Consider the following 13,791-nt stretch of genomic DNA (forward strand, 5'->3'; position numbering starts at 1 on the left):
GGGCAGGAGCGAGGGGCCAGCCCCTCGCGCTCCCCGGGATATTTATGGCCAGATGAAGGGTGGATCCGGCTCATTTGCCGACCTTCCATGCCAGGTCTTTCGGGCCGGTCCCGACGGGGGATTCGATCGGGGCGAATTCTGGCTGGCTTTGGGCGTCTGTCGGGGGGGTGGTTTTTTCGATTTTGACCTTCAGATCGAACCAAGCGGCCTGACCCGTTATCGGGTCCGAGTTTGCCCAACGCATACCGTCGCCTTTAGGCGGCAGCAGTTCGTGGATCAGGTGGTTCAGCAGGAAGCCTTTGGTGGCCTCGGGTGCGTCTTCCTGCAAGGCCCACGCGCCTTTGCGTTTGCCGATCGCGTTCCATGTCCAGACGGTGTTTTCGTTCAGGGCGGCCATTTCCATGACCGGGACGGTGATCTCGCTGTGTGGGGAAGTGACCTTGGCCCAGTCGCCGTCTTGCAGGTTGTGCTCGCGCATCAGTTTGGTCGGCACGTAGAGCGGGTTGCGCCCGTGCAGTTGCCTCAGCCATGCGTTCTGTGTGCCCCAGCTGTGATACATCGCCATCGGGCGCTGGGTCAGGGCGTTGACGGTGAAGCCCTCATTGCCCTGCTGGTCGGTCTCGTACCAGATGGGCAGCGGGTCCATCGTGTCTTTGAGGCGCTGGCGCAGGTGGTCTGGGGGCTGGTTCGGTCCGTGTCCTTCGGCGGCCAGTTGGAACTTGCGCATTGGTTCGGAGTAGAGCTGGAACAGGTAGGGTTGCGGGCTGTCGTAAATGCCCATGCTAACGGCCCAGTCCTGATAAGCCGAGTTCCATGGCTTGTAGTAATCTGCACCTTCGGGGATATGCGCAACGTAGAAGCCACCGTTTTCGATATAGCGGTTCAACTGGTCCGGGTTGACCTCTCCCCGTCCTTCTTTGGAGCCGTCCGCGCCCCGGAACCCGGCCAGAGGGCCGATGCCCGGCTTGCGCTGGTGATTGACGATATAGTCGGCGTAGTCCTTCCACTTGGGTGTGCCGTCTTCGTTGGTGAAGCCCGGCAGGCTCATGCGGTTGGCGAGTTGGATCAGAACCGACTGGAACCCGCGCACGTCGCGGTCGGGTTCGACAACTGGCCAGCGAATGGCATCAGCGGCGGCGTCGGCTTCGCAGATCGGGCGATCGAGCAGCGAGATGCAGTCGTGGCGTTCCAGATAGGTGGTGTCGGGCAGGATCAGGTCGGCATAAGCGACCATTTCCGAGGAATAGGCATCCGAGTAGATGATCTTTGGGATGACGTATTTGCCGTCTTCGGTCTTGGCCGACAGCATCTCCATCACACCTTTGGTGTTCATGGAGGAGTTCCACGACATATTCGCCATATACATGAACAGCGTGTCGACCTTGTAGGGATCACCGGCGGCGGCGTTCGAGATCACCATATGCATCAGCCCGTGGGCGGACATCGGGTTTTCCCACGTAAAGGCCTTGTCGATGCGCTGGGCGGTGCCGTCTTCGTTCAGCAGCAGGTCCTCGGGGCCGCGCGGGAAGCCGAGGTGAGGGCCTTCCAGCGGGCGGCCCGGGCGGCGGTCGCCGTGCGGGGTGGGGTGCGCCTCGACGGGTTTGGGGTAGGGTGGTTTGAAGCGGAAGCCGCCGGGGACCTCGACCGTGCCCAGCAGGATTTGCAGTACGTGCAGCGCGCGGCAGGTCTGGAAGCCGTTGGCATGAGCCGAGATGCCGCGCATGGCGTGGAAGCTGACGGGGCGGCCTGTCATCTTGGCGTGTTTTTCGCCCCGGAAGTCGGTCCATTCCTGGTCGAGCTCGATGGCTTCGTCAAAGGCCACGCGGGCGATTTCGGCGGCGATGGCGCGGATTTTTTGGGCTGGGACGCCGCAGCGCTCGGCCACGTTTTCGGGGGCGTGATCGTCGGACAGGTATTTCTCGGCCATCAGGTGAAAGACCGGCCGGTGGGTGACGCCGTCTTTGTCGTAGGTGGCCGACAGGTCCGGGCGCACGCCGGGTTTGTCGAAGGCGGTCGGTTCGCCCGTCACGCGGTCGATCACCAGCGGCTTGCCGTCGTCGTCGCGCAGGAACAGGCCCTTTTCCGGGCCTTCGCTGGCATTCACCAGAACCGGCGCGTTGGTGTAACGGCTGAGATAGTCGAGGTCGATCTTGCCCGCCTTCATCAGCACATGGATCAGCGACAGGATGAACAGCCCGTCGGTGCCCGGCGTGATCCCGACCCAATCATCAGCCACGGCGTTATAGCCCGAGCGGATGGGGTTCACCCCGATCACCCGCGCGCCGCGCGCCTTGATCTTGCCGATGCCCATCTTGATCGGGTTGCTGTCGTGGTCCTCGGCCACACCGAACAGCATGAACAGCTTGGTGTGGTCCCAATCGGGCTGGCCGAATTCCCAGAAGGCTCCGCCCATTGTGTAGATGCCGCCCGCTGCCATGTTGACGGAACAGAACCCGCCATGGGCTGCATAGTTGGGCGTGCCGAAATTTTGTGCCCAGAAGCTGGTGAAGCTCTGGCTCTGATCCCGCCCGGTGAAAAAGGCCAGCTTGTGCGGCGCAGTCTCGTGCAATTCGTTCAGCCAGCCGACGGCGGTGCTGATCGCCTCGTCCCATTCGATCTCGCGGAATTCTCCGGACCCGCGCGGGCCCACCCGGCGCAACGGTTTGCGCAGGCGCGCAGGCGCGTTTACCTGCATAATCCCGGCGGAGCCTTTGGCGCAGAGTACACCCTTGTTCACAGGGTGATCGCGGTTCCCTTCGATATAGGCGACCTTGCCATCTTTCATATGCACGTTGATGCCGCAGCGACAGGCGCACATGTAGCATGTGGTGCGCCGGATCTCGTCCGAAACCTTGGGCGACAGGTCGATCCTGGGCTGCTGCGTCACGTCAAATCTCTCCCCTGTGGCCGGTCGTTTTGAGACCTGAACCTGCGGGCCATTCTTGAGAGTTATGGGGCCGGGCTCAAGCGTTTCATTACTGGTCAGACGGTTTTCCGGTTTTTTCGAAACTAAGATATGAGGGGCGGACCCAATGGGCCCGGCCAAACCATTGCATTACTGCGGGCGCATGTCAGCGGCGTCGATGCCTGCCACTTCGACTGGCTTCTTCATCGCGTCGCGGCGGAAGGGTTCACCCAGTTCCTGGTTGATCATGGCTTCGATCAGGGTGGTGATGCCGTTCTTCTGGTCCTCGACCGCCTGCGCCAGCGCCGCTGTCAACTCGTCCATGGTGCGCGCGACCACGCCTTTCAGGCCGCAGGCCTGCGCGATGCCAGCGTAAGAGACCTGCGTGTCCAGTTCGGTGCCGACGAAATTGTCGTCATACCACAGGGTCGAGTTCCGTTTCTCAGCACCCCACTGATAGTTGCGGAACACCACCTGCGTGATGGCGGGCCATTCCTCGCGGCCGATTGCGGTCAGTTCGGTGACTGCAATGCCAAACGCCCCATCGCCCGAGAATCCAACAACCGGCGTATCTGGGCAGCCGATCTTGGCGCCGATCACAGAGGGCAGGCCATAGCCACAAGGGCCAAACAGGCCAGGGGCCAGATATTTGCGGCCCTCTTCGAAGGACGGATAGGCGTTGCCGATGGCGCAGTTATTGCCGATATCGGAACTGATGATCGCTTCTTTCGGCAAGGCCGCCTGAATGGCGCGCCACGCTTTGCGAGGGCTCAGCCAGTCGGGCTTGGCCGAACGGGCGCGTTCGTTCCAGGTGGTGCCGGGATCGTCCTCTTCGTGATCCATCGAGGACAGTTCCTGCGCCCAAGCCGATTTGGTGGTGGCGATCAGGTCTTTGCGGGCCTGACGGCCTTCGTCACCAGCGGTGCCCGAGAGTTTCTGCAGCAAGGTGTCGGCAACCTTTTTGGCATCGCCTACGATACCGACGGTAACCGGCTTGGTGAGGCCAATCCGCTCGGGTTTGACGTCAACCTGAATGATCTTCGCCCCAGTTGGCCAATAGTCGATGCCATAGCCGGGCAGGGTTGAGAACGGGTTAAGGCGCGTGCCCAAAGCCAGCACTACGTCGGCCTGCGCAATCAGCTGCATCCCGGCCTTGGACCCGTTATAGCCTAGCGGCCCCGCATGCAGCGGGTGCGAGCCGGGGAAGGCGTCGTTGTGCTGATAGCCGCAGCAGACCGGTGCATCCAGACGCTCGGCCAGAGCGACAGTTGACGGGATCGCACCCGACAGAACCACGCCTGCACCGTTCAGGATCACCGGGAAACGGGCGTTCGACAACAGTTCGGCGGCCTGATCCAGCGCGGCCTCGCCACCCGAGGGCAGTTCGAAATCGACGATGCGGGGCAGTTCGATATCCACCACCTGCGTGAAGTAATCACGCGGCACGTTGATCTGGGCTGGCGCGCTGTAGCGCTTGGCGTTCTGGATCACGCGGCTGAGCACCTCGGCCATGCGCGAGGGGTCGCGGACCTCTTCCTGATAGCAGACGCAATCGGCGAACATATTCATCTGCTCGATTTCCTGAAACCCACCCTGACCCACGGTCTTGTTCGCGGCCTGCGGCGTCACCAGCAGCAGCGGCGTGTGGTTCCAATACGCGGTCTTCACGGCGGTCACGAAGTTCGAGATACCGGGCCCGTTCTGCGCGATCATCATCGACATCTTGCCGGTGGCGCGGGTGTAGCCATCCGCCATCATCCCGCCCGATCCCTCATGCGCGCAGTCCCAGAAGGTGATGCCTGCCTTGGGGAAGATATCGGAAATCGGCATGAAGGCCGACCCGATGATGCCGAACGCATGTTCGATCCCGTGCATTTGCAGCGTTTTCACGAAGGCTTCTTCGGTGGTCATTTTCATCTGCATGTTCTCCGATCAAGGATGGCTGGAACGGGGTCTGTCGCCCCTGTTTTCCGGTTGGTTTTGACCCAAGGGTGCTTATGGCGATAGGGCCAGAACCGCGGGCGGGATAGGTCCAGTCGCCTCATGCCTGCCCAATGGCTTCGGCGATTCGTGCAATTCCCGGCTCGATCCGGTCGGGCGCGATCGAGGAATAGCCGAGGCGGTAATAGTTCTTAGGTCGGTTGGGGCCAGAAAAGAAGGGCTCTCCGGGTTCGATATGCACACTTTTGCCCTGCAGGTCCCGCGCCAGTTGGGCCGTGTTTACATGCGCCGGGGCCTGCATCCAGATCGACGAGCCGCCCAGCATGCCGCGCCCTGCGACCGTCAGGCCGGACTGGCGGATCGCCTCATCAATGGCCTCGCGCCGGTGCTGCAGGGCCTTGGACATGCGCCTGATCTGTGCATCGTAATGTCCCAGCGACAGGAAATACGCCGCCGTGCGCTGCACATGACCGGGCGGGTGGCGCAGAACCAGAGACCGCAGGGCCCGCGCCTCGCGAATGAAGCTTTCGGACCCGACCATGTAGCCCAGCCGCAGCCCCGGAAACAGCGATTTCGAGAAGCTGCCGACGTAGATCACCCGCCCGTCCGTATCCAAGGACCGCAGCGCGGGCGAGGGGGCACCCAGAAAGGACATCTCGAACTCATAGTCATCCTCGACGATCATCGCATTCAGCTCGCGCGCGCGGTGCAGCAGCGCGCGGCGGCGATCGATCGGCATGGTGGCTGTGGTGGGACACTGATGGCTGGGGGTGGTGAAGATCACATCGGTGTCGTCGGGGATCGCATCGGGCGGCAGGCCGTCGCGGTCAACCTTCAGGGGGGCGAGTTTGCACTCGGAGTGGACCAGCAGATCGCGCAAGGCATAGTAACAGGGGTCCTCGATGGCCGCTTTGCGATCCCGGTTGAGCAGCACTCGTGAGGCCAGCCACAGGGCATTTTGCGCCCCCAGCGTGATGAGTATCTCTTGGGGTCGTGCGGTGATCCCGCGCCGGGGCAGGGTGTGGCGCGCGATGAACTCGATCAACAGGGGGTCGTCGCGGTCCACATAGTCTCCGGTCAGTGTATCAAAATCCTTATGGCCCAAAGCTCGCACCGCGCAGAGGCGCCAGTTGGCATGGTCGAACAGATCCCGGTCGGCCTGACCGTAGATAAAGGGGTAGCGGAACTCGCGCCAGTTGCTGGGTTTTTGCAGAAAATCCCCGCCTGAGAACTTCCGTGCCAGCGCGATGTCCCAATCCACGGCATCGGTATCGTGCCGCGTTGGCGTGTAAGTTGGAGGCACGGGAGCATTCTCGGAAACATAGTAGCCCGAGCGGCCCCTGGCGGTGAGATAGTCGCTTGCAAGCAACTCGGTATAGGCCAGCGTGACGGTGATCCGGCTGACCCCCAGATGCGCCGCCAGTTTGCGGGACGAGGGCAGCTTCTCGCCCGTATGAAAACGGCCCGACAGGATGCCCTCGGCAATCATCTGTTGGATCTGCGCCTGCAGCGTGCCCTGCCCGTTGCGTTCCAGAAAGAAGGTGTCGACCGAGATGCCCATGGAATGGTTATAGATTGGACCTAAGGTGCGGGCAATCTGGACTTATTCGCGCGCGATTGACATGCATCCCTGAAAGAACTAAATAACCAGAAATATAGTTTAATGGAGATGGCAAATGTGGGAATCAGCCGCTGCCGGGTTTTCGGCCATGGGGTCCGAGGCCCGGCTGAAGGTCCTCAAGACGCTGGTCCGCGCCGGTCAAACAGGGCTCACCGTCGGAGAGATTCAGAATCGCACGGGCATCGCGCCGTCGACGCTGGCGCATCACCTGCGGTTTCTGGCCGCTGGTGGCGTGGTCGAGCAGGAAAAGGTTGGGCGCAGCACCATCAATCGGGCGTGTTTCGACGAACTTAGAAACCTCGCGCAGTTCATCCTCAGCGAATGCTGCGTAGACGAAGTGGGGAAGGCCGCGAACGATGGCTGAACTGACACAGAATCCCAAGCCACTGGGGCGGAACGTCGTTAACCTAATCAAGACGCCTTGGGCGCTGATCGTCGCCCTGTTGATCGCCGTCGCGCTGCTTGATCCCGACAACTGGGTCGAGGTCGTGATATTCGCAGGCAAGGCACTGGCGCACACGGGTCAATACATCCTGTTTGCGGTGCTGCTGTTGTCTTACCTCAAGGCCACCGGGGCCGAGGTTATGGTGGCCCGTGCGTTTGAAGGGCGCGAAACGCGGATGATCTTTCTCGCTGCACTGTTTGGCGGGCTGGCCCCGTTCTGTTCCTGCGAGGTGATCCCGTTCATCGCCGGGCTTCTGGCGCTGGGCGCACCCTTGTCTGCGGTCATGGCGTTCTGGCTCAGCTCGCCTCTGATCGACCCGCCGACCCTGTTGATCACCGCAGGCGCGCTGGGCTGGCCCTTTGCCATCGGCAAGGCGGTTGCCGCCGTCGCGCTGGGGCTGTTCGGAGGCTTTGCGGTCCGCGCCCTGATGCGCGGCGGCGCGTTCGCCCAGCCCTTGCGCGAATACAAGCCCGCGGGTTGCTGCGGCTGCGGTCCAAAGAAAGACGACAAACCGGTCTGGAAATTCTGGCAGGAGCCCGAACGCCGGGTCCGCTTCCGGTCGGAATTCGTCCATAACGGCCTGTTTCTGCTGAAATGGCTGGCGCTGGCTTACGTGCTTGAGGCGCTGCTGGTCAGCTATGTCCCCGCCGACCTGATCGCCCGCGTCGTGGGCGGCGAGGGCGTACTGCCCATTGTCACCGCCGCGCTGGTCGGGATGCCTGCCTACCTGAACTCTTACGTCGCGCCACCGCTTTTGGCGGGGCTGATGGAGCAGGGGATGACCGCAGGCGCTGCGATGGCCTTCATGGTGGCCGGGGCCGTCAGTTCGATCCCGGCGATGGCGGCGGTCTGGTCGCTCGTTAAACCGCGCGTCTTTGCCACCTATCTGGGCCTCGGCATCAGCGGAGCCATCATTGCGGGCATTCTGTTTCAGATGATCTGAAGTAAAAACCGCTCGGTGTATCCACTGGGCGGTTTTGCTCGTCAGCTTGCCTCGCAATAGCGAGGCAGTTTGAATCGGTATCGGGGCTCTCCGCTTTCGACGAACACACGTTTTTCGATGCAGGCGTTATCACCGACGGTTTGCGAAACCCGCCCCTCGGTCGAGGTGATCGACGTCGCTGACCCATCGGGCAATCGTACCGATGCGATGACACCGTTCTTGAGATCCCCGTTGATCGGTGTCGCCGACAACACCGGTACCGTCATGAACGAATGGTGTTCGTGATCGCCACTGTCGTTCAACACCAGAAGGGCTGCAGCGACAGCGACCACGCCGACACCGCCCAGTATGGCCAATCCCCTGGTTTTGACGAACGCGTAGATCGAGACGGCACGGTGTGGACCAAAAACTGCGGATAGAAAACTCAGCATTTCATCCCCCAAAGAAAAAGGCCCCAACCCTGCGCGGTCAGGGCCATCCGCGCATCAGGGGCGCAGATCATCCTCGTCTTCGTCATCGCCGCCGCCTTTGGGCAGATTGAAGAAGCTGTCGGCGTCGACAATGGCATCATCATCGTCTTTCTCGTCCGGCTCGTCCGACAACGAGAAGGTTTCAAGCCCTTCAATCGCGGTCGGGATTTTGGGCGCCGAGTCCATCTCCAGCGACTGCTCGGTGGAGACCAGTTTGCGGCGCTCATCATCGCTCATCACACCGCCTTCGGCCGCTTTCTTGGCAGCCGCCTTCTGTACGATCGCGTCCAATTCGGACTGTTTGCACAGGCCCAGAGCAACCGGGTCGATGGGCTGCATGTTGGCGATGTTCCAGTGCGTGCGTTCACGGATCGACTGGATCGTCGGCTTGGTGGTGCCGACCAGCTTGGCAATCTGACCATCGCTGAGTTCCGGGTGGAACTTGACCAGCCACAGGATCGAGTTCGGGCGGTCCTGACGTTTGGACAGCGGGGTGTAACGCGGGCCGCGGCGCTTTTCCTCGCCCGAGGCTGCGGGATTGAACTTGAGCTTCAGCTTGTGCAGCGGGTTATTCTGCGCCGTGTCGATTTCTTCCTGCGTCAGCTGGTTGTTGGCAATCGGATCAAAGCCTTTGACGCCGGCGGCCACATCGCCATCCGCGATGCCCTGCACTTCCAATTCGTGCATGCCTACGAAATCCGCGATCTGCTTGAAGCTGATCGTGGTGTTGTCCACCAGCCATACGGCGGTTGCTTTGGCCATCAGGGGTTTTGCCATCAGCCCGTCTCCTATAAATACATCTGTCCCGTCGCCGGAATTCGGCGGCCCCGTGATCTTGGGGCAGGTTTCCGTTGTCGGGGAACTTGGGGTTTATATAGTCGGGTCAGGGTAAGAAGGAAAGAGGCGAATGCGCCAAGGGATTCAGGGGCTGATTTTATGGGCGCTGAGCGCCGTGGCGGCGCTGGCCGAGGGCGAGACGGCAGGGGAATTTGACTACTATGTCCTGTCGCTCAGCTGGTCGCCCAACTGGTGCGCCCGCGAGGGTGACGCCCGCGGGTCGGACCAATGCGACGCGCGACACGATCACGGGTGGATATTGCACGGGCTCTGGCCGCAATTCCACCAGGGCTGGCCCTCTTATTGCCGAACGCCCGAGGGTCCGCCCTCGCGGGCGATGACGCGGGATATGGAGGATATTCAGGGCAGTTCCGGTCTGGCGTGGCATCAGTGGAAGAAGCACGGAACCTGCTCGGGGCTCTCGGCGGCGGGCTATTATGCGCTATCGCGGCAGGCATACGAGGCCTTTGTTCGTCCCGAGGTCTTCCGCAAGCTTGAAGCTTCGGTCAAACTGCCTGCTTCGGTGGTCGAAGAGGCATTTCTGAACGCCAACCCCGTGCTTGAGCCAGACATGGTCACTGTGACCTGCAAACGGGGCTATATCGAAGAGGTCCGCCTGTGCCTGTCCCGCGAGCTGGACCCGGTACCCTGTGGCCGCGATGTGATCCTCGATTGCAGTGCCACGGATGCGCTGTTCGATCCGATTCGCTAGAGCTTTCGGTTCTGACAGTCCCGCGCGTATTCCAGTGCCTTGGCGGTCCCTTTCAGGTCAATCGCCATGACTGTTTCGCCTGCCGGGTTATAGACAGTCAGGGTCTTGTTCTGGGCGATGGCGTTGACAAAACTGCGGTCGGTGAAAAAGACCGTTGCACCGGGCACGTTACGTTCATTGAATCCGACAGCGGTGGCATCGTAACTCTTGCCATCGAGTTCGAACCGGATTGGATAGCTTTCACCCTGTTTGATGTTGCCCCAGGCCTTGTTGTAAACGGCGAAATACCCGCGATTGTCCAAGGCGTCATAGCCTAAGCGCACCACAGAAAGATCCTCATACACCGTCTGGATCAGGCACCCATTGCCAAGTGCAGGGTCCATCATGATGTTCCAGCCTTCGATGTAGCCTTTGTCGACGAGACTCTGAGCGAAAGAGGCCGTAGCGGTGAAAGCGGCGAGGGTAAGGGCGAGAAGGCGGGTCATGGGCGATGTCCTTGGAAGTCCGATTTGGTGATGATGCTACTCGGAAGCAGACCTGACTGAAACGGTGAATCTGGTAGAGGGATTTGGTTGGGCTCTCGTCCTGTGCTATCGCTCTACTGCGGGAGCGCGCTTTGGATATTGGAGCTTTCGTTTGCGGTAGAGCGCCATGAATTCACCAGAGATGAAGAAACTGCCACCCAGATACTTCGCCCGCCAAAGGCGGATTCACGGCACCCCAAATAGCGTAAGTCATTCATTTCTCTGAATTGCTTCAGCTTGAATCGTCTTTGAAAATGCTTGAACCGCCGCAAATTGTGATAAGAGCATCATAGCTCTTTCCGCGCCCTCAGTGCTGCTGTAATTGTCCCGTCATCCAAGTAGTCCAACTCTCCACCAATCGGTACACCCTGCGCCAAGGAAGTCAGGCGGACCTGCCCTTCGAGCTGATCGGCGATGTAGTGCGCTGTGGTCTGGCCATCTACGGTGGCGTTTAAGGCCAGAATGATCTCGGTGACGCCTTCGGCCACCACCCGGTCTTTGAGGCGGGGTATGCGCAGCTCGTCCGGGCCGACGCCGTCCAGCGCCGACAGGGTGCCGCCCAGCACGTGATAGCGGCCTTTGAACACGCCTGCGCGTTCCATCGCCCAGAGGTCGGCGACGTCTTCGACGACGCAAAGCTCTCCGGTCGCGCGGGCTTCATCGCTGCAGATGTCACAGATGTCGGTGGTGCCTACATTGCCGCAGTTCAGGCACTCGCGCGCCGTGATGGCGACCTGCTGCATGGCGTCCGACAGGGGCGTTAGCAGCAGCGCACGTTTGCGGATCAGGTGCAGCACCGCGCGGCGGGCCGAGCGGGGGCCGAGGCCGGGCAGCTTGGCCATCAGGTCGATCAGGTTGTCGATTTCGCTGTTCGAACTCACGGCCTGTCCTGCGTGGTGCCCGAGGGAGCCTCCGGCGGGAGTATTTTTAAAAAGATGAAGATCAGAACGGCAGTTTGATATCTGCCGGCAGGCCCATGCTTTCGGTCAGTTTCGCCATCTCTTCCTGTGAACGTTCCGCGGCTTTGGTCTGTGCGTCCTTGATTGCGGCCAGGATCAGGTCTTCGACTACTTCCTTGTCGTCGCCATTGAAGATCGACGGATCGATATCAAGGCCTTTGAGCTCGCCTTTGGCTGTGGCTGTGGCTTTGACAAGGCCCGCGCCGGATTCGCCGACGACCATCAGATTGTTCAATTCCTCCTGCATCTGGGCCATTTTTGTCTGAAGGTCCTGTGCGGATTTCATCATCTTGGCCATGTCGCCCAGACCGCCTAGTCCTTTGAGCATCGAGATTTCTCCTGTAAGTCCGTTTGAAGCCTAAATACGGGTGGCATCACTGTGACACAAGGGCCGAGGGCACTCCGGTCCATTGTCAATGTCTTTGACAGACCTTTCCTTTGGTTGGGCCCGGCAGCGCGGGCAAAGCTCGCGCTGCCGGGCCCAAGGCCGCTCAGGGGTATCGGCGCAGCCGATGGCACGTGGCGGGCGCGGGAGGGCTTGCGCAATTGATCAATCCTCCTCGAACGGGTCCCATTCGTCCTCGACCTCGGGCAGGGCTTCGGTTTCGACCTGAGCTGCGCGTTGCTCGGGCGTTTCGATGCTTTTGATCCGGGCCTTGGGAAACTGGGCGAGTACCGCCTGTACCAGAGGATGCTTGTGCGCCTCGGCTTTCAACGCCTCTTCAGCGGCGTTTTCCTTTTCATAGATGGTCTCGGCACCACCCTCATTGACCACTGTCACGGCCCAGCGATTGCCAGTCCAGCGTTGCAGCGCGCTGCCAAGGCGCTGCGCCAGTTGGGGCGAGGCGCGTTCGGTGGGTTCGAACTCGATCCGTCCGGGCTGGTAGGCCACCAGCCGCAGAGAGCCCTTGACCTCATCCAGCAGCAGGCCATCGCGGTTGGCGCGGATCAGTTCGACCACATGGTCGAAGGTCGGATAACGGGCCAGCGCTGTCTGTTGGTCCTGTGCCAAAGCCGCGGTCGGCGCACCCGCTCCGCCGCGCGCGGGTGCCGCGTAGGCGGGCGTAACCGGGGCCTGCGCGCGCGTTGTGGCCTGAGAGGGTGCGGGCAGGCCGCCTCCGGGGCCGCCATTGGGCGGTGGTGGGGCATCCTGCAGGCGTTTGATCAGCTCTTCCGGGCTGGGCAGGTCGGCCACATGGGTCAGGCGTATAACGGCCATCTCGGCGGCCATCATGGCGTTGGGCGCGGCTGAGACCTCTTCCAGCGCTTTCAGCAGCATCTGCCACATGCGGGTCAGGACGCGCATCGGCAGGGCCTCGGCCATTTGCTGGCCCCGGGCGCGTTCGTCGGGGGAAACGGTTGGATCCTCGGCGGCGTCGGGCGTGATTTTCACCACCGAGACCCAATGCGTGATCTCGGCAAGGTCGCGCAGCACGGCCAGCGGATCGGCCCCTTCGGCGTATTGGGCGCTGAGTTCGGTCAGGGCCCCCGCCGCGTCGCCGCGCAGGATCATGTCGATCAGGTCCAGCACCCGGCCCCGGTCGGCCAGACCCAGCATCGCACGCACCTGATCGGCGCTGGTCTCGCCCGCGCCATGGGATATGGCCTGGTCCAGCAGCGAGGTCGCATCGCGGGCCGAGCCTTCAGCGGCGCGGGTGATCAACGCAAGCGCATCCTCGGCGATTTGGGCCGCTTCGGCGTCGGCGATCTTGCGCAGCAGGCCGATCATGTCCTCGGGCTCGATCCGGCGCAGATCGAAGCGCTGGCAGCGCGACAGCACCGTCACGGGAACCTTGCGGATCTCGGTGGTGGCAAAGATGAATTTCACATGTTCGGGCGGTTCCTCAAGCGTCTTGAGCAGCGCGTTGAAGGCGCTGGTCGAGAGCATGTGGACCTCGTCGATGATATAGATCTTGTAACGGGCCGAGGCGGCGCGATAGCGCACGCTGTCGATGATCTCGCGGATATCATTCACGCCGGTGCGGCTGGCGGCGTCCATCTCCATCACATCGACATGGCGGCCTTCCATGATGGCCATGCAATGTTCGCACTGGCCACAAGGTTCGGTCGTGGGTTTGCCTTCGCCATCCGGTCCGATGCAGTTCATGCCTTTGGCGATGATCCGCGCGGTGGTGGTTTTGCCGGTGCCGCGAATGCCGGTCATGATGAAGGCTTGGGCGATCCGGTCCGCCTCGAACGCGTTTTTCAGCGTGCGCACCATGGCGTCCTGACCAACCAGATCGGCAAAGGTTTCCGGGCGGTATTTTCGGGCAAGCACCTGATAGGCGGGGCTGGGCGTGTCGGTCATGTCTGCTTTCGCGGATTCGAGTTCTGCCGCAGCGTAGAGGCCGCCGCCGCCCGCGTCCACCGCCCGCCTTCATGATTTTCGTTTTGGAAAGCCGGGCCACGCGGTTAAGATCGGACACTTGAAGAC

At 61.6% G+C, this 13,791-nt stretch carries 12 protein-coding genes; 3 read left to right on the forward strand and 9 right to left on the reverse strand.

Annotated elements, in window-relative coordinates; genetic code table 11:
* Positions 1 to 70 precede the first annotated feature (70 nt).
* From ACR0KM_RS09855 to pdxR, 3 genes are all read right to left on the reverse strand, one after another.
* The gene (locus tag ACR0KM_RS09855) at positions 71 to 2,887 is read right to left on the reverse strand and encodes a molybdopterin oxidoreductase family protein (RefSeq protein WP_480858922.1); all 2,817 of its coding nucleotides are present in this window, start codon (positions 2,885 to 2,887) and stop codon (positions 71 to 73) included.
* Positions 2,888 to 3,055: 168 nt separating this feature from the next.
* On the reverse strand, positions 3,056 to 4,822 hold the full coding sequence (gene xsc / locus ACR0KM_RS09860) for a sulfoacetaldehyde acetyltransferase (RefSeq protein ID WP_480858923.1): 1,767 nt from the start codon (positions 4,820 to 4,822) through the stop codon (positions 3,056 to 3,058).
* 124 nt (positions 4,823 to 4,946) lie between these two features.
* Positions 4,947 to 6,407 carry a MocR-like pyridoxine biosynthesis transcription factor PdxR gene (gene pdxR / locus ACR0KM_RS09865; protein ID WP_480858926.1) on the reverse strand — a complete coding sequence of 487 codons (1,461 nt, stop codon included), beginning with the start codon at positions 6,405 to 6,407 and terminating at the stop codon, positions 4,947 to 4,949.
* 115 nt (positions 6,408 to 6,522) lie between these two features.
* Here pdxR and ACR0KM_RS09870 point away from each other — a divergent pair, with 115 nt between their 5' ends.
* Positions 6,523 to 6,831 carry an ArsR/SmtB family transcription factor gene (locus ACR0KM_RS09870; RefSeq protein WP_480858928.1) on the forward strand — a complete coding sequence of 103 codons (309 nt, stop codon included), beginning with the start codon at positions 6,523 to 6,525 and terminating at the stop codon, positions 6,829 to 6,831.
* Positions 6,824 to 7,855: a permease gene (locus ACR0KM_RS09875; RefSeq protein WP_480858931.1), complete on the forward strand. Its 1,032-nt coding sequence runs from the start codon at positions 6,824 to 6,826 to the stop codon at positions 7,853 to 7,855. Before ACR0KM_RS09870 ends, ACR0KM_RS09875 begins: the two co-directional genes overlap by 8 nt.
* 41 nt (positions 7,856 to 7,896) lie before the next feature.
* Here the strand turns inward: ACR0KM_RS09875 and ACR0KM_RS09880 are convergent, their stop codons facing one another.
* Together ACR0KM_RS09880 and ACR0KM_RS09885 are read right to left on the reverse strand one after the other, a co-directional pair.
* Positions 7,897 to 8,286, reverse strand: a complete 390-nt coding sequence (locus ACR0KM_RS09880) for a hypothetical protein (protein WP_480825530.1) — start codon at positions 8,284 to 8,286, stop codon at positions 7,897 to 7,899.
* A 54-nt stretch (positions 8,287 to 8,340) separates the two neighbouring features.
* Positions 8,341 to 9,102 carry a DUF1013 domain-containing protein gene (locus ACR0KM_RS09885; protein WP_480825528.1) on the reverse strand — a complete coding sequence of 254 codons (762 nt, stop codon included), beginning with the start codon at positions 9,100 to 9,102 and terminating at the stop codon, positions 8,341 to 8,343.
* A gap of 130 nt (positions 9,103 to 9,232) precedes the next feature.
* Between ACR0KM_RS09885 and ACR0KM_RS09890 the strand changes: the two genes are divergently transcribed.
* On the forward strand, positions 9,233 to 9,874 hold the full coding sequence (locus tag ACR0KM_RS09890; protein WP_480858933.1) for a ribonuclease T2 family protein: 642 nt from the start codon (positions 9,233 to 9,235) through the stop codon (positions 9,872 to 9,874).
* Here ACR0KM_RS09890 and ACR0KM_RS09895 read toward each other — a convergent pair.
* From ACR0KM_RS09895 to ACR0KM_RS09910, 4 genes are all read right to left on the reverse strand, one after another.
* Positions 9,871 to 10,359 carry a hypothetical protein gene (locus ACR0KM_RS09895; RefSeq protein WP_480858935.1) on the reverse strand — a complete coding sequence of 163 codons (489 nt, stop codon included), beginning with the start codon at positions 10,357 to 10,359 and terminating at the stop codon, positions 9,871 to 9,873. The two genes, ACR0KM_RS09890 and ACR0KM_RS09895, sit on opposite strands and share 4 nt — an antisense overlap.
* A gap of 326 nt (positions 10,360 to 10,685) precedes the next feature.
* Positions 10,686 to 11,279, reverse strand: coding sequence for a recombination mediator RecR (gene recR / locus ACR0KM_RS09900; RefSeq protein WP_480858936.1), 594 nt, complete (start codon positions 11,277 to 11,279; stop codon positions 10,686 to 10,688).
* Positions 11,280 to 11,340: 61 nt separating this feature from the next.
* Positions 11,341 to 11,685, reverse strand: a complete 345-nt coding sequence (locus ACR0KM_RS09905) for a YbaB/EbfC family nucleoid-associated protein (RefSeq protein WP_480825520.1) — start codon at positions 11,683 to 11,685, stop codon at positions 11,341 to 11,343.
* Positions 11,686 to 11,907: 222 nt separating this feature from the next.
* Complete coding sequence (locus ACR0KM_RS09910; RefSeq protein ID WP_480861423.1) at positions 11,908 to 13,665, reverse strand: DNA polymerase III subunit gamma/tau; 1,758 nt, start codon at positions 13,663 to 13,665, stop codon at positions 11,908 to 11,910.
* Positions 13,666 to 13,791 lie beyond the last annotated feature (126 nt).

Source organism: Ruegeria sp. G10, assembly GCF_056533645.1.

What these genes read in the sequence shown, in the direction of transcription:
- ACR0KM_RS09895 (WP_480858935.1), bottom strand. Translation starts at nt 10,359, where the DNA reads ATGACCCGCCTTCTCGCCCTTACCCTCGCCGCTTTCACCGCTACGGCC.
- ACR0KM_RS09870 (WP_480858928.1), top strand. Translation starts at nt 6,523, where the DNA reads ATGTGGGAATCAGCCGCTGCCGGGTTTTCGGCCATGGGGTCCGAGGCC.
- xsc (WP_480858923.1), bottom strand. Translation starts at nt 4,822, where the DNA reads ATGAAAATGACCACCGAAGAAGCCTTCGTGAAAACGCTGCAAATGCAC.
- ACR0KM_RS09875 (WP_480858931.1), top strand. Translation starts at nt 6,824, where the DNA reads ATGGCTGAACTGACACAGAATCCCAAGCCACTGGGGCGGAACGTCGTT.
- ACR0KM_RS09890 (WP_480858933.1), top strand. Translation starts at nt 9,233, where the DNA reads ATGCGCCAAGGGATTCAGGGGCTGATTTTATGGGCGCTGAGCGCCGTG.
- ACR0KM_RS09910 (WP_480861423.1), bottom strand. Translation starts at nt 13,665, where the DNA reads ATGACCGACACGCCCAGCCCCGCCTATCAGGTGCTTGCCCGAAAATAC.
- ACR0KM_RS09905 (WP_480825520.1), bottom strand. Translation starts at nt 11,685, where the DNA reads ATGCTCAAAGGACTAGGCGGTCTGGGCGACATGGCCAAGATGATGAAA.
- pdxR (WP_480858926.1), bottom strand. Translation starts at nt 6,407, where the DNA reads ATGGGCATCTCGGTCGACACCTTCTTTCTGGAACGCAACGGGCAGGGC.
- ACR0KM_RS09880 (WP_480825530.1), bottom strand. Translation starts at nt 8,286, where the DNA reads ATGCTGAGTTTTCTATCCGCAGTTTTTGGTCCACACCGTGCCGTCTCG.
- ACR0KM_RS09885 (WP_480825528.1), bottom strand. Translation starts at nt 9,102, where the DNA reads ATGGCAAAACCCCTGATGGCCAAAGCAACCGCCGTATGGCTGGTGGAC.